The organism is Chamaesiphon sp. OTE_20_metabat_361 (assembly GCF_031364565.1).
Genome location: NZ_JANLWO010000045.1, coordinates 1 through 3,342, shown reverse-complemented (window position 1 = coordinate 3,342; position 3,342 = coordinate 1). Strand labels below are relative to the sequence as shown.

The 3,342-nt window shown below is 44.8% G+C and carries 1 protein-coding gene and 2 pseudogenes; 1 reads left to right on the top strand and 2 read right to left on the bottom strand.

Going from position 1 to position 3,342, the window contains the following annotated elements; genetic code table 11:
- Positions 1-881, bottom strand: a pseudogene (locus tag RMO35_RS01135) (DNA topoisomerase); the annotation flags it as partial.
- Positions 882-1,098: 217 nt separating this feature from the next.
- Positions 1,099-2,230: pseudogene (fic, locus tag RMO35_RS25115) on the bottom strand (protein adenylyltransferase Fic).
- Positions 2,231-2,556: 326 nt separating this feature from the next.
- On the opposite strand from fic, the gene RMO35_RS01115 reads away from it, so the two are divergent.
- On the top strand, positions 2,557-3,075 hold the full coding sequence (locus RMO35_RS01115) for a site-specific integrase (protein WP_309737974.1): 519 nt from the start codon (positions 2,557-2,559) through the stop codon (positions 3,073-3,075).
- Positions 3,076-3,342 lie beyond the last annotated feature (267 nt).

Sequence of the window (3,342 nt, the reverse complement as noted above, 5' to 3'; positions counted from 1 at the left end):
CTAGGCAATACCGCATCACCGCTAATGTCCTTCCAATATTTGGCATAGCCAGCAAATTCGAGCATTTGCCCTCTAGCTTGCCACTGAATCTCGCCAGATTGAGTAACGATCGTAGTTTTGCGAATCTGAGCGGGTTTGCATTGAGAGGCGATTACCTACGGTAGGCTTCGCCAACGATCGCATCCAAATCATCAGATATAGTGCAAATTCATCCTCTGAGAGCTGCTGTTTGAGTTCGCTTGAAGCTTTGGTTATATCCGTCGGCCTGACCTGAATCCTTCAGCATAGTCTACAAACACCGACCAGTAATCTTGGGGGATGAAGGATTGAATTTCTCGCTCTCGTTGACAGACTAAATGCAGGGTGGCGGACTGAACTCGCCCAACGCTTTTGGCTCCATTATTAAGTCGCCAGATTAGCGGCGATCCTTTGTAACCGACCAATTTATCCAAACAATCGCGACACCTACCTGCTTCGACTAAAGCCATATCGAGCGATCGAGGACTGGCGATCGCTTTTTTGACAGCAGACTCGGTAATCTCTTGATAGACAGCGCGCTGGGGCTGTTTGAGCTTCAATACTTGAGCGATATGCCAGCCGATGACTTCGCCTTCTCGATCTGGATCTGAGGCAATGAATACTCGATCTGCTTGCTTGGCTGCGGCAATTAGTCCGGCGATCGTTTGTTTGGCTCTGTCGTCGCGGGGAATATAACGACAATCGATTGTGTCTGCACTCATATCAAACCCTAACGAACCGTCTCCATCGTTAGCGAGTTGGCGAATATGCCCGATCGAAGCCTTGACATCCCAGTCGGAGCCGAGGATACTCCGAAGCTTTTTGATTTTGCCAGCAGATTCAACAATCAGCAGATTTCGCATAAATTTAGGTGAACTGAGATTCGGTTAAACGATTACCTACGGTAGGCTTCGCCAACGAGTGAATCTCGTTGACGCAGTCTCTCAGAATGAGAATCGTTCGATCCACAACGCTCTAACTATTGCTAATAAATAAGGGCAAGTGCTTACCACTTACAGAACTAAAAAATAATAAGCCTCAATTATAAATGTTTTTATCGGTTTCAATTAAATTTATCTCTTAATATGGAACCACAGCATGACTTTCCGCTGTCAGTAATTGGAGAAAACGGGGATGGATAAATAGTTTATCGCGTCCGACTTTAGTTTCTTTCAATACCCCAATTTCACAGAGTTCTTTGAGATAATTTGCCGCAGTTTGACGGTGAACAATACCCGCATCGACAACATTGGCAATCCGACAATAGGGTTGAACGAAAATCAGATCGAGGAGATCGCGATTGTAAACTTTGGGTCGGGTTTCTTTGACATATTCCGTGGTAATTTCCATTAATTGGCGAATTGCCCGAATCTTCTGAGTCGTCCACTGGGCTGTTTCCCGAATGGCATCAAGCATGAATAGAATCCAACTTTCCCAATCGCCTTCTGTGGCAATTCGATTCAAATAATCGTAGTAATTTTGCTTGTGCTGAATAATATATCGACTGAGATACAACACCGGAATCTCTAACAACCCCAGATCTACCAAAAACAAAATATTCAGAATCCGTCCCGTTCGTCCATTACCATCTGTAAACGGATGAATCGCCTCAAACTGTTAGTGCATCACGGCTAGTCTTACCAACGGATCGAACTCGATCGCCTCATGAATAAACTTTTCCCAGTTAGTCAGCTTTTCGTGTAGGATGGCTTCTCCTGAAGGTGGTGTATAAATCACCCGCCCGCTATTGGCTTCAATCAATGTGGTACCAGGAACGCGCCGAATTTCCATGTCTACCCCTTTAATGGTCGAGCAGACTTCGATTCTCCTAGCGGAGACGCTTCGCGAACGCTGTCTGTTTGGTTAACGGACGGGTACTGAGTGATTCAAAGCCGGAGTATAAGGCATTGCCGTAGCGCAATGCTTCTTTAGTGGCAGCATCGATTTGAGCATCTGGGGAATTGATAAACTGGAACAATCGATCGGCTGTCGTGACAATATTCTCGATCTCAGAACTAGCTTGAGCCTCTAGCACGGGGATAGTGTTAATTAACATCGCCTGATTGGGAATCAACTCACCACACTGTTTTAGCTCCGCTACTGCCGCACGAGCTTCAATACAGGCTTTCAAGACTTTTTTTGTCTCAATCTCGACCGATGGCGGTAGTAGGGGTAGATCGTTGTAGGGTTGTTCGGGATCGAAATTAGCCATGTATGGGATATGTCGAGCAAATCGACACGTCGAGTTAATATGTCGATAGTTTAGCTTTTTTTCGACATTTACTGAGTTAGTGGCTCGATCTACTTATATAATCAAAAAGGAAATGCCATAAAATCGGTGCTTCCCACTGTTTATTTTGAATAACGCTTAAAAGCCTTTTGCTGCAAGGCTTTCAATCAGAGCTGTCACTACTTTGGGGTAGTAGGGGTCGGAGGTTCAAATCCTCTCGTTCCGACTAGGGTAAAAACAGCACTAGAAAAGGGTTTCGGCAAGGTCTATCGACTTTGTTGGAACATTTTTCGTTTGTCTTATTGACAATGAAAGGGTGGTTAGGGGTGTTTAGATTGAGTATGGGCACCAGGGGCGGAGAAGCTTCAGCCCTGAAGTGGAAACACATATCGATCGATCTAGATTCGGTTTGGATTGGGGAATCATTCTCGCGTGGGGTTACTGGCAGTACTAAGACAAAGAAGGCGAGAACTGTTAATCTCAGCCCGTCAATTGCTGCGATGTTGTTAGCCAGACGCGATCGACTAAAACCCGCTTCTGATGATGAGTTGGTGTTTAAAAGTCCAGAAGGTTTACCGATCGACGATCGTAACTTCAACAGAAGGGCATGGAAAACAATTTTAAAGAGTTGTCAGATCGAGTATCGATCGCCTTACAAGTTGCGGCACAGTGCCATATCCCACGCTCTAGCAAATGGTGCTAATCCAATCGCACTTGCCGAGCAGTCGGGACATGATAAGCGAACGATGCTATCTACCTATGCTCATGCGATCGATCGAGAGGTTCTATTTGTGAGTATAAACGATCGCAATTCTGACAATCGATAGAAACTGAAATTGTCAAGTCTTTTTGGATACAATCGCATCGATTTTTTGCCAGAACGGGAAAGAAAATAAATAGCTGTTGACATGTATTATATGAAGTATGACTACTCGATTCTGACCGAATACTTCCCTGAAAGTGTCATTGAAGAATTTTATGCTAGTGCGATCGATCCCCGACTGTGTTTGCTCAATGCTGAGTTTCTCAATGGTGATAAGGCAATTAGCGAACTATTGGGAGAAGTGAAGATTCACAATAACAATGGGACGTTA

Coding starts and splice junctions, on each gene's coding strand:
- RMO35_RS01115 (WP_309737974.1), top strand. CDS start 2,557: ATGAAAGGGTGGTTAGGGGTGTTTAGATTGAGTATGGGCACCAGGGGC.